The organism is Pseudomonas sp. 06C 126, assembly GCF_001855215.1.
Classification (GTDB): Bacteria; Pseudomonadota; Gammaproteobacteria; order Pseudomonadales; family Pseudomonadaceae; genus Aquipseudomonas; species Aquipseudomonas proteolytica.
Genome location: NZ_MIFU01000151.1, coordinates 126810 through 153412 on the forward strand (window position 1 = coordinate 126810; position 26603 = coordinate 153412).

Here is a 26603-nt window from a genome sequence, read left to right on the forward strand (position 1 = left end):
GTCACGCGAGGTGCGGAAAACGGCTCAAGTTTGCCGAAAATAATTTAAACGCGGGCTTCGACGCTGACCCAGTAACGGGTAAAACGTCGCACTTTGACCGGCAGGCTGATTTGCAGCAGGTCGAGGATGCGTTCGCTGTCGTCCAACGGGTAGCTGCCGGAGATCAGCAAGTTCGCCACCTGTGGATCACACTGCAATTGGCCGCGGCGATATCGGCTCAGTTCCTCGAGGAAATCTGCCAGGCGCATGTGCGACGCCACCAGCATGCCGTCGGCCCAGGCGCCCGTATTGGCATCGGTGGGGCGCGGCATATCCCAGCCTTTGCGGGTGAGGTTGGCCAGGTGGGATTTTTCCAGGGTCAGGGGCAGACCGCTGTAGGACTTGGGTGACATTTGCACCTGGCCATCCAGCACCGCGACCTGGGTGTGATCGTTGAACTGGCGCACATTCACCTGCGCCGCCTGGGTGGTGACGATGCCCTGGCTGGTGATGATCTGCAGTGGGGTGTTGGCGCGCAGCAATATCTCGCCTTCGAGCAGGCGGATCAGCCGTTGTGGGCCATCGAATTGCACATCCACCGCACTCGCGGTATTGAGTTGCAGTTGGCTGCCATCGGCCAGCTGTACCTTGCGCCGCTGGCCGAGGGGGCTGCGGTAGTCGGCGGTCAATGGCGGGATCAAGTGCTGCTGGCGCAAGCCCCAGGTCGCTGCCGAACCGGCGCCCAGAATCAACAACAGCTTCAGGGCCTGGCGCCGGCTACTCGATTGCGGTGCGTTCAACGTCGCATGGGCCAGGGGCGAGGGCATCCCGCGCAAGCGCTGGTTGACCCGCTGTATATGCTCCCACGCCCGTTGATGTTCGCTGTGGGCATCCAGCCAATGCTGCCAGTTTGCCTGTTGGCGCGGGTTGAGCGGGCCTTGCTGCATTTGCATCAGCCACTGCACCGCCTGCTCGGCGACTTGGGTCGAGAAGTTCGCGGTGGGGTTCATAGGGCGAAATAGCAGCGCATGGCGGCTTTATTCAGATGACGTTTGACGGTGGCGATGGAGATCCCCAGTTCGGCAGCGATTTGCCCGTAGGTCAGGCCATCGAGTTGGGCCAGCAGGAAAGCGCGCTTGACCAGCACTGGCAAACCGTCGAGCAACTGGTCCAGCTCCATCAGGGTTTGCAGGATGATCGCCCGCTCTTCTTCCGACGGCGCAACGAACTCGGGCATTTGCGCCAGGGCATCGAGGTAGGCGCGTTCCAGGTCCTGGCGGCGGTAGTGGTTGAACAGCACGCGCTTGGCGATGGTGGTGAGGAAGGCGCGGGGCTCGATCAGCGTCGGTGTCTCGCGGGCGGTCAACACCCGGATAAACGTATCCTGGGCCAGGTCTGCGGCACTTTGCGGGCAGCCGAGCTTGCGTCGCAACCAGCCGGTCAGCCAGTGGTGATGGTCGTGATACAGGACTTCGACGGTATTGGACGGCCGCAACGCGAACACTCCGGCAGCATCTGCATGCTTTAGGTAACGAGAATTGTTCGCATTGTAGGCGGCGAGATGGCATTCAGCAATCGGCAGAAGACCGATAGCTGCTTTTATAGCCGCCAGTCACCTGTGGGAGCTGGCTTGCCTGCGATAGCGCTGTGTCAGTCACCTATGCGTTAACTGACCCACCGCTATCGCAGGCAAGCCAGCTCCCACATTTGTTTTGTGGCGTGTCCAAAACTTCCTGCCTCGCCGAGATCCCCTGTGTGGGCTTGCCCGCGAAGGCGGTGGTTCAGCCACCTGTATATCGACTGCCCCACCGCCATCGCAGCCAAGGTACATTTGATGTTCGTCGTTCTCTTTTGCTTATGAGAATATTTATCATTAAACTCCCGCCCCTGATAAACCAGGCGCCACTGGCATGAAAAGCAAAGCCTCACTTCCTCTTTCCTATCGCCTCGGTGTGACGTCGCGCCTGCTGGCGGCTGTCGTCGGCGGCTATGTGTTGGCGTCCCTGGCCAGCGTGTGCCTGAGCTTCTGGCTGCCACTCTCGCGCGCCGATGCGGTGGTCAGTGGCATGCTCAGTTCCTTTGTGTTCTACCTGCTGGCGGTGATCTGGTGCTTTGCCTGCCGCAGTGCGGCCCGCGCCTGGTTTGGCGTGCTGGTGCCGTGCGCGATATTGGCCACCCTGGCTGGCCTGGCCTATTGGATGGGGCGCCCATGAAAGAGGGTTTCCGTCAGGCAATGGCCTGGTTGCACACCTGGGCCGGGTTGATTTTCGGCTGGTTGCTGTTCGCGATTTTCCTCACCGGCACCCTGTCTTACTTCAAGGGCGAAATCACCCACTGGATGCAGCCGGAAGTACCCGCCCATGCCGTGGACGATGCGCGCAGCGTGGCCGTGGCGCAACGCTACCTGGAACAGCACGCACCCACGGCGGCCCGTTGGTTTATCGGCTTGCCCGATAGCCGCGACCCCGGTTTATCGGTGATGTGGCAAGACAAGATCGACCCTGGCCGGCGCGGCAATTTCATCGAGAAAATGCTCGACCCGGTCTCCGGCGAACAGCTCCAGGCCCGGGAAACCATGGGCGGCGAGTTCTTCTACCGGTTCCACTTCCAGTTGCAGATGCCCCATCCGTGGGGGCGCTGGTTGTCGACTATCGCCGCGATGGTGATGTTTGTGGCGCTGATCACCGGGATCATCACCCACAAGAAAATCTTCAAGGACTTCTTCACCTTCCGTCCGCGCAAGGGCCAGCGCTCCTGGCTCGATGGGCACAATGCGGTCGGCGTGCTGGTGTTGCCGTTCCACCTGATGATCACCTACAGCAGCCTGGTGATTTTCATGACCATGGTCATGCCCGCCAGCATCATCGCGTCCTATGACGGCGACACCCGCGCCTTCTTCAATGAATTGTTCCCCGCCACCGACAACGCGCCGGCCCTCGGCCAGCCGGGCAAACTGCAGCCGTTGGCGCCGCTGGTGGAACAGGCGCGGGCGCAGTGGGACGGTGGTCATGTGGGGCGGCTGGCGGTGAACAACCCTGGCGATGTGAATGCCTCGGTCAATGTCTCCCGCGCCGGCTCTGACCGGGTGGTGCATGATTTCGGCAGTACCGTGTCGTTTAATGGCAACACTGGCCAGCTGCTACGGGTCAGTGCCGAGCAGTCGCTGCCGATGGCGATTGGGGGCAGCTTCTATGGCCTGCACATGGGGCATTTCGCCGGCCCGCTGCTGCGGTGGCTGTACTTTATCTGCGGCCTGGCGGGCACGGCGATGATTGGCACCGGCCTGGTGATCTGGCTGGGCAAGCGGCAGCTCAAGCACGCAAAAACCGGGGTGATGCCGTTTGAATTGCGCCTGGTTGAAGTGCTGAACCTGGCCAGTATGTCCGGGCTGCTCATCGCCATTGCAGTGTTTTTCTGGGCCAATCGCCTGCTGCCTGCGACCTTCGCCGAGCGTTCGGACTGGGAAGTGCAGAGCTTCTTTATCGCCTGGGGCCTGACCTTGCTCCATGCCATGCTGCGCCGTGGCCGCCGCGCCTGGATCGAGCAACTGGGCCTGGGCGCCGTGCTGTTCATGGCCGTGCCGCTGCTCAATGCGCTGACCACTTCCGAGCACCTGGGCGTGTCGCTGGCCAAGGGTGATTGGGCCATGGCCGGTTTTGACCTGACGTGCCTGGGCAGCGGCCTGTTCCTGGCCTGGGCTGCCTGGAAAATGCAGCACCGCAGCGCCGAGCAGCCCCGGGCCGAGCGTGCCCGCCCACTGACTCTCAAAGGCGAGGTGCACTGATGTTGCTGGCCTTGTTGCTGTGCTACGCAGGCTTTGTTGCGCTGTGCCTGTCCCTGGATCGTCACCACGGCGAGTTGCTGCACAGCAAACCTTCGCCACGGCGGCGCCTGGGGTTGCGTGTGGGCGGATGGCTGCTGTTGGCGCTGTCGATCTGGCCGGCGGTGCACATGGCCGGCTGGAGCCGGGGCCTGGTGGACTGGTGCGCGGTGCTGATGCTCAGCGGGCTGTTGCTGGTGTTGCTGTTGCCGTATCGGCCAAGGCTGGCCTTGATCCTCGCGGGCATCGGCCTGCTGGCCAGCCCCGTTGCGGCATTCGCGACCCTCTGAGCCCTGTCGATGATCAGCACACCGCCCGAACCCCAGGATCACCCCCACGCAGAATCGTCGGGCGGGCGTGCACATTTCCTGCAGGTATTTTTGTCCCAGCGCTCACAGATGGAGGCGTTGGTCAGCCGCCGCGTAGGCTGCCGGGCGACGGCCGCGGACCTGGTGCAGGACTTGTTCCTGCGCTTCTGGCGCCGGCCCCTGGTGCAGGTCGAAGAACTCAGCACCTACCTGCTGCGCTGCGCCGGCAATATCGCCATCGACCACTTGCGCAGCGAAGGCGCGCGGGTGCGCGGCAATGAAGGCTGGTTGCCGGAACATCAGGATCATCACGGCTCCGAGCCCCAGGCCGCGCTGGAAGCGGGCAACGATCTGCGCCATGTGGAAGCGGCGCTGCGCAGTTTGCCGGAGCGTACGCGGCAGATCTTTTTGCTCAACCGCATCCACGGGCGCAAATACGCAGAAATCGCCAAGGCCATGGGCCTGTCCCAAAGTGCCGTGGAAAAACATATGATGCGCGCCCTCGAAGCCTGCAAAGCCAGCCTTCGTGAACCCCCACCACCACGCTCGCCAGGGAAAGCACCGTGAACGTCACCCCGACGCCCGCCCAGGAACAGGCCGCCCTGGCCTGGCTCAGCCTGCTGCACGATGCGCCGAGCAGTGGCGACCAGGCCACGTTCAGCCGCTGGCTGCGCGCCGACCCGGCCCATGTCGAGGCGTATGCCCAGGCCCAGGTGTTGTGGGAGTTGAGCGAAGTGCCGGCGAGCACCCTGGCCGACGAAGATGCCTTGGCCTTGCAGCGTTACCTCAAGGCCATGGATGGCGCGAAACCCGCCCGTGTGCGCCGCTGGTCTGCGGCACTGGCGATGGCGGCTTGCCTGGTGTTGATGGTGTCGATGGGCGCCGGTTGGCAGCCGCAGCGCTGGGCCGACGACCTGGGCGCCGATTACGTCAGCGCGCCGGGTGAAGTCAAAACCGTGACCCTGGCCGATCACAGCCAAATCACCCTGGATGCCGACAGCGCGATTGCCGTGGATTTCAGCCAGGGCGAGCGGCATATCCAACTGCGTCGTGGCGCCGGTTTTTTCAATGTCGCCCACACAGGGCAAGCCTTTGTGGTGCACGCCGACAGCGGCGAAGTGCGGGTGCTGGGCACGCAGTTTGAAGTGCGCCTGCAACCGGCGGGCGCCCAGGTAACGGTGTTGTCGGGGCGGGTAGGGGTGACGCCGTCTGCCCAGGGTACTCAGCAGATTCTGACGGCCGGCCAACAACTGGCCTACGTCGAGGGTGTGGCTGATGAGCGGCATGCCGTGGACAGTGAATCACGCCTGGGGTGGCGCGACGGTTGGCTCAACTACTACAAGGCCCCATTGGCCGATGTGGTCAAGGACCTTGGCCGTTACTACCCCGGCCGCATCCTGCTGCTCAATGACCAACTCGGCGCCCGCCGGGTCAGCGGCAGCTTCCCGAGCAAGGACCCCGAGGCGGTGCTCAAGGCATTGCAAGCAGTGCTGGGTTTTGAGCAGCACAATGTGCTGGGCCGGCTGATCGTCGTTCGCTAAAAACTATCCACACCCCTGTAGGAGCCGGCCGGCGATGGCGTCGTCAAGAGCAGCGTAGGTCTTGGGGGCCTCATCGCTGGCAAGCCAGTTCCTACAGGGAATGGGTGGGTGAGAGAGAGTTGATAACTGTTCTTATTTGTATTTATGATATGTTATTACATTCAGCGAAGGAGCCTCCCCCATGAAAGTCCTATCCTCACTTAAAGAAGCCAAAAACCGTCACCGCGACTGCCAGATCGTCAAGCGCCGTGGGCGGATCTATGTGATCTGCAAATCCAACCCACGCTTCAAGGCCCGCCAGGGTGGGGCAAAAAACAAGAATAAAGGCTGAGGGTGAAATTATTTTCAATTTCACCTGAGGTAAAACCCCACGCCATCCGTGTAGTGCTTGAAACTGCGATAAATTCGCATTAACGGCGTTTTCTACACGGGTTCTCAAGCATGAAGTCCAGGGCAAAGTCGGCGGCAGGCGGTTCGGTTAAACAGTGGCTGGGAGCCTCCCTTCTGGCCGCTTCAGGTCTGGCGGTATTGCCGCTGAGCCTGGCGCAGGCGGCGGATGCGCAACAGCAAAGCACGGTCTTCAACTTTGCACTCCAGGCCAAACCGTTGCCCCAGGCACTGAGCGATTTCAGTCGCGTGACCGGCATCAGCGTGGTCTACACCGACGAAGCGCCCTACACCCTCAATGCCCCGGCCGTCACTGGGCAGATGAGTGCGGCCCAGGCCCTGCAGCGCCTGCTGGGCAGTTCCGGCTTGACCTTCCGCCAGATCGACGCGCGCACCCTGGCCCTGGAGCCGCTGCCTACCGAAGGCGCGGTCAACCTCGGCGCCACGACCATCAGCGGCGTGAACCCGCAGCAAGCCACCAGCTACCAGCCACCGCCCACCAGTTCGGTGATGCGCTCCCAGGGCTTGCTGCTGGAAACACCGCAAACCGTGAACATCGTGCCGGCCCAGGTGATGCGCGACCAGGTGCCGCGCAACCTCGACGATGCATTGACCAACATCAGCGGCGTCACCCAAGCCAACACCTTGGGCAGCACCCAGGATGCGGTGATGCTGCGTGGCTTTGGTGATAACCGCAATGGCTCGGTCATGCGCGACGGCATGCCGGTGGTGCAGGGGCGGGCGTTGAACGAAACCGCCGAGCGCGTCGAAGTGCTCAAGGGCCCGGCGTCGTTGCTGTATGGCATCCAGGACCCGGGCGGGGTGATCAATATCGTCAGCAAGAAACCCGAGCTGACCCAATCCACCGCTCTTACTGTGCGCGGCTCGAGCTATGGCAGCGGCAAGAACGGCAGCGGCGGCAACCTCGATACCACCGGCCCCATCGGCGACAGCGGCCTGGCTTACCGCTTGATCGTCGATCATCAGGATGAAGACTACTGGCGCAATTTTGGCACCTACCGCGAAAGCCTGATCGCACCGTCCCTGGCCTGGTACGGCGACAACACCAAAGTGTTGCTGGCCTACGAGCACCGCGAATTCCTCTCGCCGTTCGACCGTGGCACAGCCATCGACCCGAATACCAACCACCCACTGAACATCCCCGCCACGCGCCGCCTGGACGAGTCGTTCAACAATATGGAAGGCCGCTCCGACCTGTATCGCTTCGAGGTTGACCACGACCTGAATGACGACTGGAAGGCCCATTTCGGCTACAGCTGGAACCGCGAAACCTACGACGCCAGCCAAGTGCGCGTGACCAAGGTCAACCCCAATGGCACCCTGAACCGCAATATGGACGGCACCCAGGGCGCGCTGACCACCGACCGCTTCACCACCGTCAGCCTCGAAGGCAAAGTGGATGTGGCCGGCATGCGCCATGACCTGGTGTTCGGCCTGGATGACGAGTACCGCAAAATCTACCGCGCCGACCTGATCCGCCAGGCCAGCCGCAGTGTGTTCAATTACAACGACCCGGTGTATGGCCGCGAAGTGGCGGGCACCACGGTCAGCGCGCCGGACAGCAACCAGACCGATCTGCTGCGCAGCGACTCGGTGTTTTTCCAGGATGCCATCCACCTCACCGACCAGTGGATCCTGGTCGGTGGCGCCCGCTTCCAGGAGTACGACCAGTACGCCGGCAAAGGCCGGCCGTTCACCGCCAACACCGACAGCAACGGCCAGAAGTGGGTGCCCCGCGCCGGTCTGGTGTACCGCTATACCGATGCGCTGTCGTTCTACGGCAGCTACACCGAATCGTTCAAACCCAACTCCACCATCGCGCCGTTGGACAACAAGATGGTGATCGACGGCAGCATCGCCCCGGAAGAATCCAAGTCCTGGGAGCTGGGGGCCAAGCTCGATATGCCGGGGCGCATTACCGCCAACGTGGCGTTGTTTGATATCCACAAGCGCAACGTGCTGGTGTCGATCACCGAGGGCGCGACCTCGATCTACAGCGTCGCCGGCAAGGTACGTTCCCGTGGTCTGGAAATGGACCTGAGCGGGCAATTGACCGAGCAGTGGAGCCTGATCGGCAGCTATGCCTATACCGATGCCGAAGTCACCGAAGACCCGACCTACAAAGGCAAGGGCCTGCAAAACGTGGCGAAGAATTCCGGCTCTGTTTCAGCCGTGTACGACTTCGGCACTATCGTCGGCGGCGATCAACTGCGCGTCGGTGCCGGTGCGCGTTATGTCGGTGAGCGTGCCGGCGATGCCCTCAACAGCTTCGACTTGCCGGGCTATACCGTGGCGGATGCGTTTGCCACCTATGACACCAAGGTCGACGGGCAGAAGGTCAAGTTCCAGCTCAACGTAAAGAACCTGTTTGACCGTACTTACTACACCTCGGCCGTCAGCCGTCTGTTTGTGTCCATGGGCGATGCGCGCCAGGTGACGTTGTCCAGTACCCTGGAGTTCTGATCATTGGCGATGACGCTGGCGGCGTGAGCTGCTAGCGTTGCGCTCTTTGATGATTGCCGGGACGGTTTGATGCAGTTGGGACGATGGATACACGCCAGTGCCATGCTGGTGGGCTTGAGCCTGTTGTTGGGTGGCTGTGCCACGTCTTCGAAAACCAGCGAGCAGGCACTGGACCAATTGCTGGCCGATCCGGCCCTGGCCGGTGCCAGCGTTTCCTTGATGGTGCGCGATGCCCGCAGCGGCAACACGCTGTACCAGCACAACCCACGCACGCGGCTGGTGCCGGCGTCCAGCATGAAGCTGCTGACCACGGCGGCGGCCATGGATGTGCTGGGCCCGCAGTATCGGTTTTCTACGCAGTTGCTGAGTAATGGCAGCCAACAAGGCACACGCCTGATGGGCAATCTGTACCTGCGCGGCCTGGGCGACCCGACGATCCAGTGGGCCGATTACCAGGCGCTGGCGGCGAGCCTGGCCGGGCAGGGCATCCAGCAGATCCAGGGCGATTTGGTGTTCGATGACACTTGGTTCGACGCCGAACGCCTGGGCGTGGATTGGGCCCATGACGACGAAGACAAGTATTACGGCGCGCAGATTTCCGCGCTGACGGTGTCACCCAATGCCGATTTTGATGCGGGCACCTTGATCGTCACGGCCAAGGCGCCTGTGGCGGTCGGCCAACCGCTGAGCGTCAGCCTCAGCCCACCTACCGATTATGTGCAACTGAGCAATCTGGCCGTCAGTGGCCCAGGCAACAGCTATGGGCTCAATCGCCAGCATGGCAGCAACCTGCTGCGCCTCAGTGGCACCCTCAAGCCGGGGACGCAAAGCCGCCAGTGGGTCAGCGTGTGGGAGCCGACGCAACTGGTGGCCAATCTGTTTGCCCAGGCCCTGGCGGAGCAGGGGATCAGCGTGCAGGGCCGGCGGGTGATCGGTGGTGTGAGCCCGGCGAACGCCACTGTGCTGGCGACACACCAGTCGGCGCCGTTGCAGGAACTGATCAGGCCGCTGCTCAAGCTGTCCAACAACAGCATGGCCGAAGCGCTGCTCAAGGCCATGGGGCGACAACAGGCGAATGCCGGGACAGCGGCGGCGGGTGTGGCAGCGGTTGCGGATTTTCTGCGCCGCCAAGGCCTGGACCCGGCAGCGCTGAACCAGGTGGATGGCTCCGGTTTGTCACGACGTAACCTGGTGTCGGCACAGAACTTCACCGACCTGCTGCTGGCCATGGGCAAGCAGCCGTGGTTCAACGCCTGGTACGACGCGCTGCCGATTGCCGGCAACCCGGATCGCCTGAGCGGCGGCAGCCTGCGTTACCGCCTGCGCGGGACCGCGGCACAAGGCAACCTGCAGGCCAAGACGGGTTCGATGGGTGGGGTGTCTTCGTTGACGGGCTACATCACCGATGCGAGTGGGCGGCGGTTGGCGTTTTCGATGCTGACCAATAACTACGTGGTGGAGGGTAGCCGGATCAAGGCTGTGGAAGACCGTGTGGCGACAGTCCTTTGTAGGAGCGAGCTTGCTCGCGAAGGTCGTTAACGCTAACGCGGGGAGCCTGACGCCCCGCATTGGCCTCAGGTTTTTCGCGAGCAAGCTCGCTCCTACAGGGGGCTGGGTTGGAGCGCCTGGCGAAACCAGTTGGCAACGGCCCCGGCCCAAAGCCCCTTGTAGGAGCGAGCTTGCTCGCGAAGGTCGTTAACGCTAACGCGGGGCACCTGACGCCCCGCATCGCCCTCAGGTTTTTCGCGAGCAAGCTCGCTCCTACAGCGGCGGGGTTGGAGCGCCTGGCGAAACCGGTTGGCAACGGCCCCGGCCCAAAGCCCCTTGTAGGAGCGAGCTTGCTCGCGAAGGTCGTTAACGCTAACGCGGGAAACCTGACGCCCCGCATTGGCCTCAGGTTTTTCGCGAGCAAGCTCGCTCCTACAGGGGGCGGGGTTGGAACGCCTGCCGGTATTCACCTGGTGTCGCGCCCATCGCCTGGCGAAACCGGTTGGTAAAGTGGCTGGCACTGGAAAACCCGCACGCCAGGGCAATCTCCCCCAATGGCAGTGATCCGCCGCGCAACATGGCCTGGGCCCGCACCAGGCGGCGGGCCAGCACATATTGGTGAGGCGGCAGGCCGAAACTGGTGCGAAACATCCGCGCAAAGTGGTACTCCGACAACGCACACAACCCCGCCAATTGCCCCAGGCTGAGCGGCTCGGCCAGTTGCTGTTCGATGTATTCCACCAACTGCCGGCGTTGGTGTGCGGCCAATCCACCCTTGAGTCGCAAGCCTTCGCGCAGGCCGACCTGGCTGAGCAGGGTGTGGCTGAGCATTTCATGGGCCAGGCTACTGGTCAGCAGGCGTTCGGCGGGCTCCTGCCAGTTCAGGCCGATCAACCGATGAAAACGCCCGGCCTGCTGCGGGTCTTCCAGGAACGTGCTTTCGCGCAGTTGCAGCGCCCGGGGTTCGCGGTCCAGCAGGGTGACGCAACCCAGGGCAAAGTGCTCCGGGCTGAAATACACATGGGCCAGGCGGATTTCGCCGTTGATCACCCAGGCCGACTGATGCTCGGCGGGCAGGATGCACAATTTGTCGGGGCCGCCCTTGGTGCCGGGCTGGCCACGGCGAAATGTCTCAGTGCCACCGCCCACGTAGCAAGACAGGGTGTGATGGCTGGGGGCCTCGTAGTCCTGGGCGTCGTGGTGGTTGCTCCACAAAGCCGCAGACAAGCCGTCACCCAGCTCGGCACTCAGCTCAAGGCGAGCGTTGGGCGAGCTGTTCAGGGCTTTGAAGACTTGTAGGTTTTCCAGTGCAGACATGGGGTTCTCTCCGACGCCTTGCATCCTACTCCCGGCGGCTGGCGCTGTGATCCCTCGGCCCGACAAAAGCGCAAGAATCTGCAAGTGCCTGGCAGCCAGTCGGGGTGAAACTGTGGCTCAACCACCGGAGTGCGCCATGAACCTATCCCTGTACTTACTGACCGTGCTGATCTGGGGCACCACCTGGATCGCCCTCAAATGGCAACTGGGTGTGGTGGAGATTGCGGCATCCATCGTCTATCGCTTCGGCCTGGCGGCACTGGTGCTGTTTGTGTTGCTGCTGCTCAGTCACAAATTGCAGGTGATGAACCGCCGTGGGCACCTGATCTGCCTGGCCCAGGGCTTGTGCCTGTTTTGCGTGAACTTCATGTGCTTCCTTACCGCCAGCCAATGGATCCCCAGTGGCCTGGTGGCCGTGGTGTTCTCCACCGCGACGCTATGGAATGCCTTGAATGCCCGAGTGTTCTTCGGCCAGAAAGTGGCGCGTAACGTGTTGCTGGGCGGCGGTCTCGGGTTGCTCGGCCTGGGGTTGTTGTTCTGGCCGGAACTGGTCGGGCATACCGCCAGCCCCGAGACGCTGCTGGGCTTGGGCCTGGCGTTGCTGGGGACGATGTGTTTCTCGGCGGGCAACATGCTGTCGAGCCTGCAACAGAAAGCCGGGCTCAAGCCGTTGACCACCAACGCCTGGGGCATGGCTTACGGCGCATCGATGCTGGCGTTGTACTGCGTGATCCAGGGCATTCCTTTTGAAATGGAATGGAACACTCGCTACATCGGCTCGTTGCTGTACCTGGTGATCCCCGGCTCGGTGATCGGCTTTACCGCCTACCTGACCCTGGTCGGCCGCATGGGCCCGGAGCGGGCGGCCTATTGCACGGTGTTGTTCCCGGTGGTGGCGCTGAACGTCTCGGCGCTGCTCGAAGGCTACCAGTGGACCGCCCCGGCGCTGGGCGGGTTGGTGCTGGTGATGCTGGGGAATGTCTTGGTGTTTCGTAAGCCCCGAGCGATTACGCCTGTGAGTCCGCTTTGGGAATCGAAGCAAATCTGATGTGGGAGCAGGCAAGCCAGCTCCCACAGTTTGATCGGTGTTACTTCAGGCCCAGGCGCTTGGCCATGCGCCCCAGGTTGGCGCGGTCCAGCCCCAGTTCGCGGGCGGCGCTGGCCCAGTTGTGCTGATGGCGTTCCAGGCAGGCGCTGATGACTTGCCTTTGGTAGTGCTCGGTGGCCTGGCGCAAGTCACCGGTCACCACGGCTAGCTCGGCCTGTTCCTCAATCAGTGGCGCCGCTTCACTCGGCAAGTCCAGGTCCTTGGCGCTGAGGCTGAGGATCTTCGGCCGCTCCCGGTGGTTGCCCAAGGCTTTCAGCGCGCTGCGGCCAATCAAGTGTTCCAGCTCTCGCACGTTCCCGGGCCAGCCATAAGCCAGCAACGCCGCCTGGGCATCGCTGGTCAGGCGCAGGCTGCCCAGGCCCATGCGCGAGCGGTTCTGTTCCAGGAAGAAACCGGCCAGCAGCAACACGTCACGCCCGCGTTCACGCAAGGCCGGAACTTGCAGCGGGTACACGCTCAAGCGGTGATAGAAGTCGGCGCGGTAACGGCCGTTGCGCACTTCTTCGGCCAAGTCACGGTTGGTGGCGGCGATCAGGCGCACGTCCACTTGATGCTCCTTATCCGAACCCAGTCGCTGCAACTGCCCGCTTTGCAACACCCGCAACAGCTTGGCCTGGACCGCCAGCGACAACTCACCCACTTCATCAAGGAACAAGGTGCCGCCATTGGCCAGCTCGAACTTGCCCCGCCGTTCGTTCAGCGCCCCGGTGAACGCGCCGCGAACGTGGCCAAACAGCTCACTTTCCACCAGGGTCTCTGGCAGTGCTGCGCAGTTGAGGCTGATCAGCGGTTTCTCTGAACGGGGCGAGGCTGCGTGAATGGCCTGGGCCACCAGCTCCTTGCCGACCCCGGTCTCGCCGGTGATCAACACGGTCAAGTCACTGCCGCCCACCAGCTTGATTTCTTCCACCAGGCGTTTGTGGGTCTTGCTCTGGCCGATCATTTCCTTGTGCTGCTGGCCGCTGGCCTGGCGATAGATTTCTGCACGCTGGTGTTCGTCCTCGGCGCGCAGGGCCAGGTGTTCCATGCGTTCGGCGACATTGACCGTGGCGGCGGCGAGGCTGGCAAACGCCTGCAAGGCGTCCAGTTCCACACGTTCGAAGCGTTCGGTGTCGAGGGCATCCAGGGTCAGCAGGCCCCAGGGATGGTCGTCGACAAACAGCGGGCAGCCCATGCAGTCGTGGACTTCCAAATGCCCGTGCAGGCCATCGACCAGGCCGTCGTAGGGGTCGGGCAATTCGCTGTCGCTATCAAAGCGGGTTGGGCCGGGGCTGCTCAGCAGCACGGCAAAGCGCGGATGTTCGCTGATCTTGAAGCGTCGCCCCAGGGTGTCAGGGCTCAAGCCGTCCACCGCCAGGGGCACCAGCCATTCGCCGTCCAGGTGCAGCAGTGCGGCGGCATCGCAGGGCAGCAGGGTGCGCATGGCTTGCAGCAGGCGTCGGTAGCGCTCGCCTTCCGGCAGTTCGCGGGAAAGGTCGGCAACCAGTGGCAGCAGGGTGGTGAGCAGGGAGTGTGCAGTCATAATGACTCCTTGTAGTCCTAATGACTATAAGTTGTGGGAAGTCATATTGACTACTGTTAATTTAAACCCTTGATAATTAAAGGATTATTTGTTGGCACGAATACTGAGTATCCCAAGGTAATCATTCAGAAGCCCAAAGGCTCAGGAGTCTCCCCATGCTTAGCGTTCAAGACCGTGCCATCGTCAAATCTACTGTGCCGCTGCTCGAAAGCGGTGGTGAAGCCCTGATCACCCACTTCTACCGCATGATGTTGTCCGAGTACCCCGAAGTGCGCCCGCTGTTCAACCAGGCCCACCAGGCCAGCGGCGACCAGCCTCGCGCCTTGGCCAACGGTGTGCTGATGTACGCCCGGCACATCGACCAGTTGGATCAGTTGGGCGACCTCGTGGCCAAGATCATCAACAAGCATGTGGCCCTGCAAATCCTGCCGGAGCATTACCCGATTGTCGGCAACTGCCTGCTGCGGGCGATTTCCGAGGTGCTGGGTGATGAAATCGCCACCCCTGAAGTGATGAGTGCATGGGGCGCAGCCTACGGGCAACTGGCCGATATCCTGATCGGCGCAGAGAGTGCCATCTACGACGAAAAAGCCCAGGCCGTTGGCGGCTGGCGCGGGGCGCGCCCGTTTTTGCTGGTCAAGCGCGTGGAGGAGAGCAGTGAAATCATCTCCTTGTACTTTGCCCCGGTGGACAACGGCCCGATCCTCGCCGCCGAGCCCGGCCAGTACATCGGCCTGAAGCTGATCCTCGACGGCGAAGAAGTGCGCCGCAACTATTCATTGTCGGCGCGTACCGACGCGGGCCTATACCGCATCAGCGTCAAGCGCGAAGCGGGCGGGCGCGTGTCCAATTACCTGCATGACCAGATGCACGTGGGGGCGAGCATCGACCTGTTCCCGCCATCGGGGGAGTTCACGCTGGTGGACAGCGACAAACCCCTGGTGCTGATCAGCGGCGGTGTGGGCATCACGCCAACCCTGCCGATGCTGGAAGCGGCGTTGGCGACCGAGCGCCCGGTGCACTTCATCCACTGCGCGCGCAATGGTGGCGTGCATGCGTTTCGCGACTGGGTCGATGCCCTGGCCGCGCGTCACCCGCAACTGCAGCGTTTCTACTGCTACGCCGAAGACGACGGCATCAGCCCGGCGGCGGACAAGCTGGGGATGTTGACCCAGGAGCAACTGGCGGCGTGGTTGCCTGAGGAGCGTGATGTGGATGCCTACTTCCTTGGGCCCAAAGGGTTTATGAGTGCAATCAAGCGTCACCTCAAGGCCCTGGGTGTGCCTGAAAAGCAGAGCCGGTATGAGTTCTTCGGGCCGGCGGCGGCGCTGGAATAAGCGGCCGCTCTTTAAACCGCGTTGGCTTCATCGCAGGCAAGCCAGCTCCCACATTTGAATGTATTCACAGATCAAATTGTGGAAGCTGGCTTGCCTGCGATGGCGTCCGAAAGCCCCCACATTAATGTGTCGTTAACCCGCCTGCGCCTAAGATGCCGACGCCTACTGCTAAATTTTCACTTCCTGTGTGTAAACTTGCGGCCATTGGCACACCCATCATTAGGCAAAGGGAAACGGGGATGATTGACGAAATGCGGTTGGGGCGTGAGCGGCGCTTTTTGGTGTTGCTGGGGATCATCTGCCTGGCGCTGATCGGTGGCGCGCTTTATATGCAGATAGTGCTGGGTGAAGCGCCATGCCCACTGTGCATCCTGCAGCGCTATGCCTTGCTGCTGATTGCGCTCTTTTCCTTTATTGGCGCGGCAATGCGTACCCAGCGCAGTGTCACGATCTTTGAAGTACTGGTGGTGCTCAGCGCCCTGGGCGGTGTCGCTGCCGCCGGGCACCATGTGTATACCCAGTTCTATCCGGCCATCAGTTGCGGTGTCGATGTACTGCAGCCGATTGTCGATGACCTGCCCCTGGCGAAGATCTTCCCCCTGGGCTTCCAGGTCGATGGTTTCTGCAGCACGCCGTATCCGCCGGTACTGGGCTTGTCCCTGGCCCAGTGGGCGCTGGTGGCGTTCGTGTTGACGGTGATCCTGGTGCCGCTGGGCATTTACCGCAATCGCAAGCACAGCGCTTAAATCGTCCTACAAAACGCCCCGGTCCTGCTGATGCAGGCCGGGGCGTTTTTGTGTGTGGGCATTTTGTGAACGGACCGTGACGCTGGACAAGATTGGCGGTGCGCGAAGTGCGACACGTTGTCACAGTGGAGGTGCCGCAGGAGGTTTCCTACCCCTGGGTTTGCCGGTTAATCCACCCTCGGGCAGTTGCTTTTACCTGTCACTTTCTGCTTGGAGCCGAGCCGCGAACGGCGTGCGTTGCAGAACTTGCGGTGATCTACGAATGCCTTGTTTTTAGAGGGCTTGCCTGGGGTTTGGCGACCCGGGAAGGACCCCTTGGGTGCGACACAATGGGCAATAACACGGCATTTTTTGTGGTTTTTGTTGAGAATCAAACGCGATACGATCCCGAACCTTTGCAACAATGGCGCAGGATTATTGCTGGAATCGATAAAAATTATTTCTTTATAAGTCATGGTTTATACATCGCTAGCTAACTACAATCGCCCGCACTGAGTGTCCGGTGCTGCTCAACCCTGAGCAAATAGGGCGGTCGAGAGGCGAAAACATTGCTTCATGCGACCCCAGGTGCCGGCAGCCTTTCAACTATCCGCACCAAATGGAATTGGTCTGTAACAAGGCCTTTGACCAACGAAATCGAATAAGAATTCACCGCCAGACCTGGACGTGTCGATCAGCGCATGAAGCGCCGGGCAGGCCCTTATTCAATCGAAGAGAAATGCCAACCCTTGGCAGGGTGAAGTGTTGGCGATCAAAACCCAACTGCATTGCGCAAGCTGCTTTAGAGGTCGTGAGATGAGTAAAAACAGGTACACCCGATTACTAGGCATAGTGCCGCTTTTCGGCATGTTATTGCTGGGAGGCTGCAACTGGACGCTGCTCGACCCTGTGGGTCAGGTCGGCGTGGAGCAACGTAACCTGATCATCACCGCTACGCTGCTGATGTTGTTGGTCGTGGTGCCGGTGATCGTGATGACCTTCGCGTTCGCCTGGAAATACCGCGCGTCCAACACCAAGGCCACCTACGCGCCGAAGTGGTCGCACTCCACCAAGATCGAGATCGCGGTGTGGCTGGTACCTGTACTCATCATCATCGCCCTGGGTTACATCACCTATAAGTCGACCCACGAGCTGGACCCTTACCGTCCGCTGGAATCCGACGTGCCGCCAATCACTATCGAAGTGGTCGCGCTGGACTGGAAGTGGCTGTTCATCTATCCCGAGCAAGGGATCGCCACCGTCAACAAGATCGTGTTCCCGGCCAACACCCCGATCAACTTCAAAGTGACCTCGGATGCGGTGATGAACTCGTTCTTCATCCCGGGCCTGGGTGGCCAGATCTACGCGATGGCGGGCATGCAGACCAAGCTGCACCTGATTGCCAACCAGAACGCCGAGCTCGACGGTATCTCCGCCAACTACAGTGGCGCGGGCTTTACCGGCATGAAATTCAAAGCAATCGCCACCACTCAGGAAGACTTCAACGCCTGGGTACAAGAAGCCAAGAGCTCACCAAAACAGCTTGAAAAAGCTGAATACGAAGCCCTTGCCAAGCCAAGCCAGAACAACCCTGTAGAGCTGTACTCCTCGTACACGCCGGACCTGTTTCAGAAAATCATCGATAAGTATGAAGGGATGAAGCCAGGCAAGCCGGTCAAGCACGAGAAGAAAGAAGTGGCTGCTGTGGAAGGGACGGACGCAAATTCGCATTCAGCTGCCGGGGCAGAGGAGTAAACGATGTTTGGTAAATTAAGTTGGGAAGCGGTCCCATTCCACGAGCCGATCGTGATGGTGACCATCGCCATGATCGCGCTGGGTGGTCTGGCGCTGTTTGCGGCAATCACCTACTTCAAGAAGTGGACCTACCTGTGGACTGAGTGGCTGACGTCGGTCGACCACAAGAAAATCGGCGTGATGTACATCATCGTCGCCATGGTCATGCTGCTGCGCGGTTTTGCCGACGCCATCATGATGCGGACCCAGTTGGCCATGGCCACCGAAGGTTCGCCTGGCTACCTGCCGCCTGAACACTATGACCAGATCTTCACCGCCCACGGTGTGATCATGATCATCTTCATGGCGATGCCTTTCTTCACCGGCCTGATGAACCTGGCAGTGCCGCTGCAGATCGGTGCGCGTGACGTTGCGTTCCCGTTCCTCAACTCCCTGAGCTTCTGGCTGCTGGTTTCCGGCGTCGTGCTGATCAACCTGTCCCTGGGCGTCGGCGAATTCGCCAAGACCGGTTGGGTTGCCTATCCGCCGTTGTCGGGGCTGCAATACAGTCCGGGCGTGGGGATGGATTACTACATCTGGGCGCTACAGTTATCCGGGTTGGGTACGACGCTAACGGGGGTCAACTTCCTGGCCACCGTGCTGAAAATGCGTACCCCAGGCATGAAACTGATGGACATGCCGATCTTCACCTGGACCTGCACCTGGGCCAACGTCCTGATCGTGGCTTCGTTCCCGATCCTGACCGCTACCCTGGCACTGCTGACGCTTGACCGTTACATGGATTTCCACATTTTCACCAATGAACTTGGTGGCAATCCAATGATGTACGTGAACCTGTTCTGGGCATGGGGTCACCCTGAGGTGTACATCCTGATCCTGCCAGCGTTCGGTATCTTCTCCGAAGTGATCTCGACCTTTACCGGCAAGCGCCTGTTTGGTCACCACTCGATGGTCTACGCCTCCGGCGCGATCTCGGTGCTGGGTTTCATGGTTTGGCTGCACCACTTCTTCACCATGGGTTCGGGGGCCAGCGTCAACGCCTTCTTCGGCCTGGCGACGATGCTGATTTCGATCCCGACGGGGGTGAAGCTATTCAACTGGCTGTTCACCATCTACCACGGCCGCCTGCGCTTCACCAGCCAGGTTCTGTGGACCCTGGGCTTCATGGTGACCTTCGCCATCGGCGGCATGACTGGCGTACTGCTGGCCATCCCGGGTGCTGACTTCGTACTGCACAACAGCCTGTTCGTGATCGCTCACTTCCACAACGTGATCATCGGCGGCGCGGTATTCGGCTACATCGCTGGTTTCAGCTTCTACTTCCCGAAAGCGTTCGGCTTCAAGCTGCACGAAGGCTGGGGCAAGGCTGCATTCTGGTTCTGGATCACCGGCTTCTTCGTCGCGTTCATGCCGCTCTATGCACTGGGCTTCATGGGCATGACCCGTCGTCTGAACGCCACTACCAACCCTGAGTGGGTGCCGTACCTGTACGTCGCCATGTTCGGTGCGGTGATGATCGCTGTCGGCATCGCCTGCCAGTTGATCCAGCTGTACGTGAGTATCCGTGACCGCAAGCAAAACGCCTGCGACTCCGGCGATCCATGGAATGCACACACCCTGGAATGGTCGACCTCGTCGCCACCACCGTTCTACAACTTCGCCGTGCTGCCTAAGGCCGAGACCATCGACCCATTCACCGAAGCCAAGGAAAACGGTACGGCGTACCAGCGTCCTGTGCGCTACTCGCCGATCCACATGCCGAACAACACCGCCACTGGTGTGGTGATGGGCGCGCTGTTGACGGTATTCGGTTTCGCGATGATCTGGCACATCTGGTGGCTGGCTATCGCAAGCCTGGCTGGCACCGTGATCTATTTCGTGATCCACGCGGCTCGTGATGATCAAGGCTACATGGTGCCGGTCGACGTGATCGAGCGCATCGAAGCCGAGCAGCACGCTCGCCTGGTAGCCGAGAAGAAGATTCCGGCCAACCGTGTTGAAACCTCGTTGGAACAGGCTTAAACCATGTCGAACTTAGTGACCAATGCTGGACACGCCCATGTCGATGACCATGGGCACGATGACCACCACGACGCGGGCGAGATGACCGTATACGGTTTCTGGCTCTACCTGATGACCGACTGCATCCTGTTTGCATCGATCTTCGCGGTATACGCGGTACTGGTAAACAACGTAGCGGGTGGCCCGTCGGGCCACGACATCTTCGAACTGAACTACGTACTGGGCGAAACCGCCTTGCTGCTGTTCAGTTCGATCACCTACGGCTTCGCCATGCTGGCGTTCTTCCGTGGCAACAAGGCAGGCGTGCTCAAGTGGCTGGGCCTGACCTTCCTGCTCGGCCTTGGCTTTATCGCCATGGAGATCAACGAGTTCCACCTGCTGATCTCCGAAGGCTACGGCCCTAGCCGTTCCGGCTTCCTGTCGGCGTTCTTCACCCTGGTCGGTACCCACGGTCTGCACGTAACCGCTGGTCTGATCTGGATGGCGATCATGATGTACCAGGTCAACAAGCATGGCCTGACGTCGACCAACAAGACGCGCCTGAGCTGCCTGAGCCTGTTCTGGCACTTCCTGGACGTGGTCTGGATCTGCGTCTTCACCGTTGTCTACTTGATGGGGACTCTGTAATGGCTAATGCACACTCCCATGACAGCCATGATGCGAGCCACGGCAGCGTAAAGTCTTACGCTATCGGCTTCATCCTGTCGGTGATCCTGACGATCATCCCGTTCGGCCTAGTGATGTACCCGACCCTGCCGAAGGCCACCACATTGGCTATCGTGCTGTTGTTCGCGGTGATCCAGGTGGTTGTCCACCTGTATTACTTCCTGCACCTGGATCGCTCCCAGGCCCAGCGCAACAACGTGATTGCGTTTGTGTTCACGGCCATTGTGATCCTGCTGCTGGTTGGCCTGTCGTTGTGGATCATGTTCAGCATCCACACCTACATGATGGCGAAGTGAGGTAAGACCCGATGTCGCTTAAGCACTTTATCCAAATCACCAAACCGGGGATCATTTTCGGTAACGTGCTTTCTGTGGCAGGCGGTTTCTTCCTGGCCTCCAAGGGGCATGTCGATCTGGCCATCTTCCTGGCGGCAATGATCGGCACTTCCCTTGTTGTGGCCTCCGGTTGCGTGTTCAACAACTGCATCGACCGTGACATCGATATCAAGATGGAGCGCACCAAGAATCGCGTGCTGGTCCAGGGCCTTATCTCCCTGAAACTGGCACTGATCTTTGCGACCGTCCTCGGTGTTGTCGGCGTGGCGTTGCTGTACACGGTGGCCAATCCGCTGGCGGCGTTGTTTGCCGTGATCGGTTTTGTCATCTACGTCGGCCTCTACAGCCTGTACCTCAAGCGCAAGTCGGTTCACGGCACGCTGGTGGGCAGTCTGTCGGGGGCGATGCCGCCGGTGATTGGTTACGTGGCTGTGACCAATAGCTTCGACATGGCCGCGCTGGTGCTACTGGTGATGTTCAGCCTGTGGCAGATGCCGCACTCCTACGCCATTGCGATCTTCCGTTTCAACGACTACCTGGCGGCTTCGATTCCGGTATTGCCGGTCAAGCGCGGCATCCAGGTGGCGAAGAAACACATCCTGCTCTACATCCTGGCCTTCCTCGTGGCGACCTTGATGTTGACCTTCAGTGGCTACGCCGGCATGAGCTACCTCGCCGTCGCCGCGGCCATGGGCATGTACTGGTTGTACATGGCCTGGACCGGCTACAAGGCGGTGGATGACACCGTCTGGGCGCGCAAGTTGTTCGTCTTCTCGATCTTCACCATCACCGCCTTGAGCGTGATGATGTCCCTGGATTTCCAGGTGCCGAAAGAGTTGCTGCTGACTTACGCCCACTGAGTTGGGATGCAATGAAAAGCCCCGCCTTCGAGAGAAGAGCGGGGCTTTTTATTGAGCTCTGAAAATACCGCAGAACCCTGTGGGAGCGGCGGTGCGACGATTCGACTTGCCCGCGATAGCAATGAATCAGTCGATACATGTGTTGGCTGACCCAACGCTATCGCGGGCAAGCCCGCTCCCACATTTTTTGGGGGGTAGGGCTTATTGCTGGGCGATGCTGTAACCGTCAAACGCCGTCTGCTGCTGCAGCGCGGTGACGATGCTCTTGCGCGTCAAAGGCTGTTCGGCACCGGAGTTATCCACAAAGGTCTCGCTCTCAAGCTCGGCCTCGTCGCCTTCACCCACAAAGCTGAAACCGAGGAATTCCAGCGCCTCGCGGTCGACATTGAGCTTGGAGCGCGGTGTGCGCAATGGCAGGGTGACGCTGATGCCATCCTTGCTGATCACAAACACTTCCACTTCCTTCTTCACCCGGGCGGCCTTGCCTTTGCCGGCGCTTGGGTTGCTGATGGCCTGGTGGGTCTGGTTCAGCACCTTCAGCGCCAGGCCGTAGACCAGTTCCTGGAACTCTGGGTCGTCCTTGAAGCTGGAAAGGATGCGGCTGATCGAGAACTTGCTGCTCAGGTCTTCGAGGGCGGCGTTGTCGGCGGCTTCGGCGTCCTTGAGCTGCTTGAGCTGGCCCATCAGGTCGTAGGCCTTGTCATCGTCAAAGGCGTCGTGGGCCTGGCGGATGGCCACGCGCAACTCGCGGATCTGGTCGCTTTCCTTGGAGGTATGGAACGCGTCCAGCACCATTTCACTGATGTTCTTGGCCGCTGGCACATGCTGTGAAAGATTGATGGCGTTTTCGTATTCAGCTTTGGATTGCAAGGTGACTACGGATTCTTCGGTACGGGAATCAGACATTGAAATTTCACTACTTCTGTAAGCGGGGAGACGAAAAAGCGTCGGGCATTTTCAAGGGCCAGGGTAGCAAGGTCAAGGCGGCACTCTGCCTTCATCGTCATCCGCGTCTACAGGCCCTGTATCTCCTGCAATTGCGCCTCCAACCGCTCCCGCAGGTCACTGCCGCGCCGCGCGATAAACACCAGTTGTGCCGAATTTCGCGCATGCTCGCCGCTGGCCAGGGTGAACTGGCTGCGGTTGCCCACATGTTGCAGCCAGAAGGGCTGGTCGTTGCCCTGCAAATGCACCAGGCCTTTAAGGCGGAACACGTCCTTGGGCAGTTGCCCCAGCCAGTCGCGCAGGGCCTTGGCCGGCAGGGCCTGGGTGCCTTGCCAGGTCCAGCTTTCAAACAGTTCATGGTGCGGCGCCGGCACGGGAGTAAAGCCGTTGCGCGGGCTGCGTTCGCCCAGCAGCAGGGCGTCGGGGATCTGCGCCTGCACGGTGCTGATCACCCGTGTGCGCGCACCGATAGTTGCGCGCAGGCTTTGCAGTTCGGCGGCGCTGACCAGATCGGCCTTGTTCAGCAGCACCAGGTCGGCACAGGCCACCTGAGCGCGGGACAAACGGGCGAACTCACCTTCCAGGGCGGCATAACCGCTGGCATCCACCAGGGTGATCACCGTATCCAGATGCAAGTGCGCCTTGAGCTGTGGATAACCCAGGGTCTGCACAATGCGCTGCGGGTCGGACACGCCACTGCACTCGATCACGATGCGATCCAGGCGTGGGCGCAGTTGGCTCAGGCTCACCAGTTGCGCCAGCAGGTCCTCTTGCACGGTGCAGCAGATGCAGCCGTTCTGCAGGCTGAACACCGCATCGGTGACTTCGGCGATGATCGCCGCATCGATATTCAGCTCGCCAAAGTCATTCACGATCACCGCCATCCGGCCATGTTGCGGCTGCTGTGCGATGCGGTTGAGCAGGGTGGTCTTGCCGGCGCCGAGAAAGCCCGAGACCACCGTGACGGCAATGCTGTCGTTATTCATTCGATCACCGGCGGCAGGCCCTGCCACACAGCTTGCAAGGCTGTGCCTTCAAACGCGTTGAGACGGTCGTAGACCGGACGGCCATCGACAAAGGTCAGCAGCACCTGGGTCTGGTGGATGTAGTTGCGCGCCGGCTGGGCGAACAGGTCGCGGTCGATCACGATCAGGTCGGCGCACTTGCCCACTTCCAGGCTGCCGGTGGAATGCTCCAGGCCCATGGCGTGGGCGCCGTTGAGGGTCGCCACTTGCAGCGCCTGTTCCAGGGTGATCGGCTCGCCGAAGCAGTCCGGTTCCTGGTTCCACGGGTTCTGCCGGGTGACCATGGTTTCCAGGGCCAGCCACGGGTCAATCGAGGCCACCGGCCAGTCAGTGCCCATCACCGCCAGGCCACCTTCGGCCAGCACACCTTTGAAGTCGTAGATGCGCTTGAGGCGTTCGGCGCCATAACCGGAGCGGGCGCCACTGGCAAACGGCGTCGGGTACCAGGCCGCCGGGGAGAACTCGGCGATCACGTTCAGCGCCTTGAAGCGCTTGAGGTTGCCCGGATGCAGCAGGGTGCTGTGGGCGCACTGGTGACGGATGCCGCTGTCGCCATTGACCCGCCGCGCCTCGGCCACCGCATCGAGGAATACATCGGAGGCGCCGTCGCCAGTGCAGTGGGCGATCACCCGCAGGCCGCGACGGTCCATGTCCACCACCATGTCGGTGATGTGTTCCGGGGTCAGGTTGAGCTTGCCGCGCCAGGTGGAGTCGGCGGCCCAGGGTGTCATCAGGTACGAAGACTTGGGCTCCACGGTGCCGTCGAAGTGGAACTTCACCGCGTTGGCATTGAGCCGCGCGCTGCGGTAGTAGTGACGCTCGCCACCGAGCAGTTCCCAGCGCCGGCGCACCGGGAAAATATCGTCCTGCCAACTGATCGCCGCTTCCACGCGCACGCTCAACTCACCGGCGTCGTCCAGTTCCTTGAGGGCGTCCAGGCGCCGCTCGCAGACGTGCACGTACTTGGTCGCGGTAACGCCGCGTGAGCTCTGGAAGTGCACGCCGTCGCGATAGGCCCGGCGCAGCACCGCCACCGGTGTGGGCGGCATGGCCGCGTGGATCAGCGCGTAGGCACCGTCGATCATCAGGCCATTGGGCTCGCCGCTGAGTTCGTCGCGCTCCATATAGCCGTTGCGCGGGTCGGCGGTGTGGCGGTCGATGCCGGCCAGTTTCAAGGCGCAGGAGTTGACCATCATGGTGCCCCACATGCGGTCCAGCAGTGCCACCGGGCGGTCCGGCATGATGCTGTCGAGCCACTCGCGACCTGGGGTCAGCCCGGCTTCGCGGAAGGTGTAGCGCACCCAGTATTGGCCGTAGATCCAGCCATCGCCGGGGTGGGCGTCGGCATAGGCGTGGATCGCCGCCGCCAGTTGTTCGGGGGTGGGGTCTTCGATGCCCACGTCCAGGTCATCGCTGTAGCGCGGGGCCAGGGCGAGGTCGGGGTGAGTGTGCATGTCGTGCAGGCCGGGCATGCAGAATGCGCCCAGCAGATCGTGCTGGCGGGTCTGCGGGCCGATCAGGTGTTGCAGCTCGGCGAGCGTGCCCACCGCGATAAAACGTCCCCCGCGAATCGCCACCGCGTCGGCCCACGGCTGGCTCGGGTCGAGGGTGTAGAAACGGCCATGGTGCAGCACCAGGTCAGCGTGCTCGCCGACAACGGAGTGGGTGGAAGTGAATTGGTCGGAAGCGGTCACGGGGGAAACCTCAATATTCAAGACGAGCAAAGATCAAATGTGGGAACAGGCAAGCCAGCTCCCACATCAATCCCAGTGTTCACATAATCAGCGGTTGGCTCTCAGGCCCTCGACGAACCCGGCAATGCGCTGGCAGGCGTCCTTGAGGGTGTCGTCGGCGACGGTAAAGGAGATGCGCACAAAGCCCTCGGCACTGGCGCCAAACGCCTGGGCATCGAGCACCGAAACGCCGGTGGCGCGGAACAGCTGCCAGGCAAAGTCCATGCTCGACAGCCCCGTGCGGCGCACGTCCACCAGCATGAACATCCCGGCCTGGGGCACGCGGCAATCGAGGTCGGCAATGCCGCCGAGGCCCGCTACCACCAGGTCACGCCGGCGGCGATACACCGTGCGCGCATCGCTGACCACTTCGTCATCCAGTTCCAGGGCTTTGATCGCCGCTTCCTGGATAAACCCCGGCAAGCCATAGAGCATGCACAGCAGCAGGTTATCCAGGTGGCCCACCAACGCAGTCGGCGCTACCACCCAACCCACGCGCCAGCCGGTCATGGCGTGGGTTTTCGACAGGCTGTTGAGCACCACGGTGCGCTCAGCCATGCCCGGCAGCGAGGCGATGCTCAAGTGCGGCTGGTCGTAAGTGATCTGGCCGTAGACTTCATCGGAAATCACCCACAGGTCATGCTCACGGGCGACTTCGGCCACCAGTTCCAGCTCTTCCCGGCTGTAGACGTTGCCGGTGGGGTTGCAGGGCGTGGCCAGGGCAATGCCCCGGGTCTTGGCGCTAATGGCTTTTTCCAGGGCGGCGCGGGTCAGGCGGAAACCGTTGGCCGCCGGTTGCTCGATGGTTGCGATGCGCGCACCGGAAGCGTGGATGCACGCTTCATAAGTCAGGTACATCGGTTCTGGAACCAGCACTTCATCGCCCTGGCTGAACAGGCACAGCGAGGTGGCGAACAGGCCGTTTTGCGCACCGGCCACCAGGGCCACGTTATCAGCGTGTACGGCAATCCCTTGCAGGCGGCTTTGCTTGGCGGCAATCGCCTCGCGCAGGGCCGGCCGGCCGAGGACGTGGGTGTAGTGAGTGTCGCCGGCGCGCAGGGCATCGACGGCGGTTTCGCAAATGGCGCTGGCGGTGGCGAAGTCCGGGTCGCCCACGCTCAACACAATCACATCTTCGCCACGGCCACGGGCTTCGACGGCCGCGTAGTGAATATCCCAGGCGCTGACGGACTCGCCACTAATGCGCTCGACAAACGGTGAATAACGCATCCTTGTTCTCCTAAAG

Annotated in this window: 25 protein-coding genes and 1 pseudogene; 16 read left to right on the forward strand and 10 right to left on the reverse strand. The window is 61.4% G+C overall.

Annotated elements, in window-relative coordinates; translation table 11 throughout:
- Nucleotides 1-44: 44 nt before the first annotated feature.
- Both BHC62_RS26855 and BHC62_RS26860 read right to left on the reverse strand, forming a co-directional pair.
- Entirely contained in the window at nt 45-989 is a 945-nt protein-coding gene (locus tag BHC62_RS26855; protein ID WP_070996843.1) for a FecR domain-containing protein, read from the reverse strand.
- Nucleotides 986-1474 carry a sigma-70 family RNA polymerase sigma factor gene (locus BHC62_RS26860; protein ID WP_070996845.1) on the reverse strand — a complete coding sequence of 163 codons (489 nt, stop codon included), beginning with the start codon at nt 1472-1474 and terminating at the stop codon, nt 986-988. The genes BHC62_RS26855 and BHC62_RS26860 overlap by 4 nt, the downstream gene beginning before the upstream one ends.
- A gap of 415 nt (nt 1475-1889) precedes the next feature.
- Between BHC62_RS26860 and BHC62_RS26865 the strand changes: the two genes are divergently transcribed.
- From BHC62_RS26865 to dacB, 8 genes are all read left to right on the forward strand, one after another.
- The gene (locus BHC62_RS26865) at nt 1890-2192 is read left to right on the forward strand and encodes a DUF3649 domain-containing protein (protein ID WP_029295523.1); all 303 of its coding nucleotides are present in this window, start codon (nt 1890-1892) and stop codon (nt 2190-2192) included.
- Nucleotides 2189-3763: a PepSY domain-containing protein gene (locus BHC62_RS26870; protein WP_070996847.1), complete on the forward strand. Its 1575-nt coding sequence runs from the start codon at nt 2189-2191 to the stop codon at nt 3761-3763. Before BHC62_RS26865 ends, BHC62_RS26870 begins: the two co-directional genes overlap by 4 nt.
- Entirely contained in the window at nt 3763-4089 is a 327-nt protein-coding gene (locus BHC62_RS26875) for a DUF3325 domain-containing protein (RefSeq protein WP_070996848.1), read from the forward strand. Before BHC62_RS26870 ends, BHC62_RS26875 begins: the two co-directional genes overlap by 1 nt.
- Before the next feature lie 9 nt (nt 4090-4098).
- Nucleotides 4099-4674, forward strand: coding sequence for an RNA polymerase sigma factor (locus tag BHC62_RS26880; RefSeq protein ID WP_029295516.1), 576 nt, complete (start codon nt 4099-4101; stop codon nt 4672-4674).
- Nucleotides 4671-5648: a FecR family protein gene (locus BHC62_RS26885; protein WP_070996850.1), complete on the forward strand. Its 978-nt coding sequence runs from the start codon at nt 4671-4673 to the stop codon at nt 5646-5648. The genes BHC62_RS26880 and BHC62_RS26885 overlap by 4 nt, the downstream gene beginning before the upstream one ends.
- A gap of 181 nt (nt 5649-5829) precedes the next feature.
- The gene (gene ykgO / locus BHC62_RS26890) at nt 5830-5979 is read left to right on the forward strand and encodes a type B 50S ribosomal protein L36 (RefSeq protein ID WP_020297337.1); all 150 of its coding nucleotides are present in this window, start codon (nt 5830-5832) and stop codon (nt 5977-5979) included.
- 110 nt (nt 5980-6089) lie between these two features.
- Entirely contained in the window at nt 6090-8519 is a 2430-nt protein-coding gene (locus BHC62_RS26895) for a TonB-dependent receptor (protein ID WP_029295507.1), read from the forward strand.
- A 69-nt stretch (nt 8520-8588) separates the two neighbouring features.
- A complete protein-coding gene (gene dacB, locus BHC62_RS26900) occupies nt 8589-10058 on the forward strand; it encodes a D-alanyl-D-alanine carboxypeptidase/D-alanyl-D-alanine-endopeptidase (protein ID WP_070996852.1) in 1470 nt (489 codons plus the stop codon).
- Between the two features lie 381 nt (nt 10059-10439).
- On the opposite strand, the gene BHC62_RS26905 is transcribed toward dacB, so the two are convergent.
- Nucleotides 10440-11324, reverse strand: a complete 885-nt coding sequence (locus tag BHC62_RS26905; RefSeq protein WP_070996854.1) for an AraC family transcriptional regulator — start codon at nt 11322-11324, stop codon at nt 10440-10442.
- A 136-nt stretch (nt 11325-11460) separates the two neighbouring features.
- Between BHC62_RS26905 and BHC62_RS26910 the strand changes: the two genes are divergently transcribed.
- Entirely contained in the window at nt 11461-12372 is a 912-nt protein-coding gene (locus tag BHC62_RS26910; protein ID WP_070996856.1) for a DMT family transporter, read from the forward strand.
- Nucleotides 12373-12412: 40 nt separating this feature from the next.
- Here the strand turns inward: BHC62_RS26910 and norR are convergent, their stop codons facing one another.
- Nucleotides 12413-13954 (reverse strand): nitric oxide reductase transcriptional regulator NorR, encoded by a 1542-nt coding sequence (norR, locus tag BHC62_RS26915; RefSeq protein WP_070996858.1) that lies wholly within the window; start codon nt 13952-13954, stop codon nt 12413-12415.
- Between the two features lie 155 nt (nt 13955-14109).
- Between norR and hmpA the strand changes: the two genes are divergently transcribed.
- The gene (gene hmpA, locus BHC62_RS26920) at nt 14110-15291 is read left to right on the forward strand and encodes an NO-inducible flavohemoprotein (RefSeq protein ID WP_029300203.1); all 1182 of its coding nucleotides are present in this window, start codon (nt 14110-14112) and stop codon (nt 15289-15291) included.
- Between the two features lie 239 nt (nt 15292-15530).
- Nucleotides 15531-16037 carry a disulfide bond formation protein B gene (locus BHC62_RS26925; RefSeq protein ID WP_029300206.1) on the forward strand — a complete coding sequence of 169 codons (507 nt, stop codon included), beginning with the start codon at nt 15531-15533 and terminating at the stop codon, nt 16035-16037.
- Nucleotides 16038-16204: 167 nt separating this feature from the next.
- Here the strand turns inward: BHC62_RS26925 and BHC62_RS28515 are convergent, their stop codons facing one another.
- Together BHC62_RS28515 and BHC62_RS29440 are read right to left on the reverse strand one after the other, a co-directional pair.
- Nucleotides 16205-16492: a hypothetical protein gene (locus BHC62_RS28515; RefSeq protein WP_139273553.1), complete on the reverse strand. Its 288-nt coding sequence runs from the start codon at nt 16490-16492 to the stop codon at nt 16205-16207.
- A gap of 98 nt (nt 16493-16590) precedes the next feature.
- Nucleotides 16591-16805 (reverse strand): annotated as a pseudogene (locus BHC62_RS29440) (hypothetical protein).
- Nucleotides 16806-16832: 27 nt separating this feature from the next.
- Here BHC62_RS29440 and cyoA point away from each other — a divergent pair.
- Genes cyoA through cyoE form a run of 5 tightly spaced genes read left to right on the forward strand, consistent with a single transcriptional unit; the run spans nt 16833 to nt 21654 of the window.
- Entirely contained in the window at nt 16833-17771 is a 939-nt protein-coding gene (gene cyoA / locus BHC62_RS26930; RefSeq protein WP_029300208.1) for a ubiquinol oxidase subunit II, read from the forward strand.
- 3 nt (nt 17772-17774) lie between these two features.
- Nucleotides 17775-19793 (forward strand): cytochrome o ubiquinol oxidase subunit I, encoded by a 2019-nt coding sequence (cyoB, locus tag BHC62_RS26935; RefSeq protein WP_029300211.1) that lies wholly within the window; start codon nt 17775-17777, stop codon nt 19791-19793.
- A gap of 3 nt (nt 19794-19796) precedes the next feature.
- Nucleotides 19797-20420, forward strand: a complete 624-nt coding sequence (gene cyoC, locus BHC62_RS26940) for a cytochrome o ubiquinol oxidase subunit III (RefSeq protein ID WP_029300213.1) — start codon at nt 19797-19799, stop codon at nt 20418-20420.
- Entirely contained in the window at nt 20420-20755 is a 336-nt protein-coding gene (gene cyoD, locus BHC62_RS26945) for a cytochrome o ubiquinol oxidase subunit IV (RefSeq protein ID WP_029300215.1), read from the forward strand. Before cyoC ends, cyoD begins: the two co-directional genes overlap by 1 nt.
- 11 nt (nt 20756-20766) lie before the next feature.
- Entirely contained in the window at nt 20767-21654 is an 888-nt protein-coding gene (cyoE, locus tag BHC62_RS26950; RefSeq protein WP_070996860.1) for a heme o synthase, read from the forward strand.
- A 201-nt stretch (nt 21655-21855) separates the two neighbouring features.
- Here cyoE and BHC62_RS26955 read toward each other — a convergent pair whose 3' ends face one another.
- The 4 genes from BHC62_RS26955 to BHC62_RS26970 form a co-directional block, all read right to left on the reverse strand.
- Nucleotides 21856-22560 (reverse strand): hypothetical protein, encoded by a 705-nt coding sequence (locus BHC62_RS26955; RefSeq protein ID WP_070996862.1) that lies wholly within the window; start codon nt 22558-22560, stop codon nt 21856-21858.
- 107 nt (nt 22561-22667) lie between these two features.
- Nucleotides 22668-23585, reverse strand: a complete 918-nt coding sequence (locus BHC62_RS26960) for a GTP-binding protein (protein ID WP_070996863.1) — start codon at nt 23583-23585, stop codon at nt 22668-22670.
- Entirely contained in the window at nt 23582-25318 is a 1737-nt protein-coding gene (locus BHC62_RS26965; RefSeq protein WP_070996865.1) for an amidohydrolase, read from the reverse strand. Before BHC62_RS26965 ends, BHC62_RS26960 begins: the two co-directional genes overlap by 4 nt.
- An 87-nt stretch (nt 25319-25405) precedes the next feature.
- The gene (locus BHC62_RS26970; RefSeq protein WP_029300225.1) at nt 25406-26587 is read right to left on the reverse strand and encodes a pyridoxal phosphate-dependent aminotransferase; all 1182 of its coding nucleotides are present in this window, start codon (nt 26585-26587) and stop codon (nt 25406-25408) included.
- Nucleotides 26588-26603: the final 16 nt, after the last annotated feature.

Excerpts from the sequence above, each read along its gene's own strand:
- cyoA (WP_029300208.1), top strand. The coding sequence starts at position 16,833 with ATGAGTAAAAACAGGTACACCCGATTACTAGGCATAGTGCCGCTTTTC.
- norR (WP_070996858.1), bottom strand. The coding sequence starts at position 13,954 with ATGACTGCACACTCCCTGCTCACCACCCTGCTGCCACTGGTTGCCGAC.
- cyoE (WP_070996860.1), top strand. The coding sequence starts at position 20,767 with ATGTCGCTTAAGCACTTTATCCAAATCACCAAACCGGGGATCATTTTC.
- cyoC (WP_029300213.1), top strand. The coding sequence starts at position 19,797 with ATGTCGAACTTAGTGACCAATGCTGGACACGCCCATGTCGATGACCAT.
- hmpA (WP_029300203.1), top strand. The coding sequence starts at position 14,110 with ATGCTTAGCGTTCAAGACCGTGCCATCGTCAAATCTACTGTGCCGCTG.
- dacB (WP_070996852.1), top strand. The coding sequence starts at position 8,589 with ATGCAGTTGGGACGATGGATACACGCCAGTGCCATGCTGGTGGGCTTG.
- BHC62_RS26865 (WP_029295523.1), top strand. The coding sequence starts at position 1,890 with ATGAAAAGCAAAGCCTCACTTCCTCTTTCCTATCGCCTCGGTGTGACG.
- BHC62_RS28515 (WP_139273553.1), bottom strand. The coding sequence starts at position 16,492 with ATGACTTATAAAGAAATAATTTTTATCGATTCCAGCAATAATCCTGCG.
- cyoB (WP_029300211.1), top strand. The coding sequence starts at position 17,775 with ATGTTTGGTAAATTAAGTTGGGAAGCGGTCCCATTCCACGAGCCGATC.
- ykgO (WP_020297337.1), top strand. The coding sequence starts at position 5,830 with ATGAAAGTCCTATCCTCACTTAAAGAAGCCAAAAACCGTCACCGCGAC.
- BHC62_RS26905 (WP_070996854.1), bottom strand. The coding sequence starts at position 11,324 with ATGTCTGCACTGGAAAACCTACAAGTCTTCAAAGCCCTGAACAGCTCG.
- BHC62_RS26895 (WP_029295507.1), top strand. The coding sequence starts at position 6,090 with ATGAAGTCCAGGGCAAAGTCGGCGGCAGGCGGTTCGGTTAAACAGTGG.
- BHC62_RS26880 (WP_029295516.1), top strand. The coding sequence starts at position 4,099 with ATGATCAGCACACCGCCCGAACCCCAGGATCACCCCCACGCAGAATCG.
- cyoD (WP_029300215.1), top strand. The coding sequence starts at position 20,420 with ATGGCTAATGCACACTCCCATGACAGCCATGATGCGAGCCACGGCAGC.
- BHC62_RS26875 (WP_070996848.1), top strand. The coding sequence starts at position 3,763 with ATGTTGCTGGCCTTGTTGCTGTGCTACGCAGGCTTTGTTGCGCTGTGC.
- BHC62_RS26970 (WP_029300225.1), bottom strand. The coding sequence starts at position 26,587 with ATGCGTTATTCACCGTTTGTCGAGCGCATTAGTGGCGAGTCCGTCAGC.
- BHC62_RS26955 (WP_070996862.1), bottom strand. The coding sequence starts at position 22,560 with ATGTCTGATTCCCGTACCGAAGAATCCGTAGTCACCTTGCAATCCAAA.
- BHC62_RS26910 (WP_070996856.1), top strand. The coding sequence starts at position 11,461 with ATGAACCTATCCCTGTACTTACTGACCGTGCTGATCTGGGGCACCACC.
- BHC62_RS26960 (WP_070996863.1), bottom strand. The coding sequence starts at position 23,585 with ATGAATAACGACAGCATTGCCGTCACGGTGGTCTCGGGCTTTCTCGGC.
- BHC62_RS26925 (WP_029300206.1), top strand. The coding sequence starts at position 15,531 with ATGATTGACGAAATGCGGTTGGGGCGTGAGCGGCGCTTTTTGGTGTTG.
- BHC62_RS26870 (WP_070996847.1), top strand. The coding sequence starts at position 2,189 with ATGAAAGAGGGTTTCCGTCAGGCAATGGCCTGGTTGCACACCTGGGCC.
- BHC62_RS26855 (WP_070996843.1), bottom strand. The coding sequence starts at position 989 with ATGAACCCCACCGCGAACTTCTCGACCCAAGTCGCCGAGCAGGCGGTG.